The organism is Oceanospirillum linum, from assembly GCF_001995095.2.
Lineage (GTDB): Bacteria > Pseudomonadota > Gammaproteobacteria > Pseudomonadales > Halomonadaceae > Oceanospirillum > Oceanospirillum linum.
This window is the reverse complement of sequence record NZ_MTSD02000219.1, coordinates 1-396: the sequence shown is the minus strand read 5'-3', so window position 1 is coordinate 396 and position 396 is coordinate 1. Positions and strand designations below refer to the sequence as shown.

1 protein-coding gene is annotated in these 396 nt (G+C 58.3%); it reads left to right on the top strand.

Annotated elements, in window-relative coordinates; translation table 11 throughout:
• Nucleotides 1-288: hypothetical protein (locus BTA35_RS18590; protein WP_238377646.1), on the top strand; the 288-nt coding region annotated here is incomplete at its 5' end.
• Nucleotides 289-396 lie beyond the last annotated feature (108 nt).

Genomic DNA, 396 nt, shown 5'->3' with positions numbered 1-396 from the left:
CTCGAAATTCCATTTCGGATATTTTGGCACCAACGGCGGCGGGAAAAAGCATCGCGTACGCTGGCTCAGTTCAAGCGCGATGGCCTTATCACACGCGATAGCCCCCGAATTGCCTTGCGCGAGATTCAACAGGCGAAGAGGCAGACAGGACCGACGCCAGAACACGCTGATCCATTGATCCGCGTCAACGAGTCACGAGAAAGCTCTTCTCTACCTCGTCGCATTCAACAACCTGAGCATGGGAGATTGAAGCTGCCCGGCCCCACACCACGCGGCTGTTGGCAGTGACGGCGCGGGCAACGGCTCATAACACAAGCACCTTGTCGGCCCATTCAGACCAGTCGGCCAGCTCGTCGAGCGTGCGGCGTCGGATAGCATCGATGAGTTCGTCTGCCT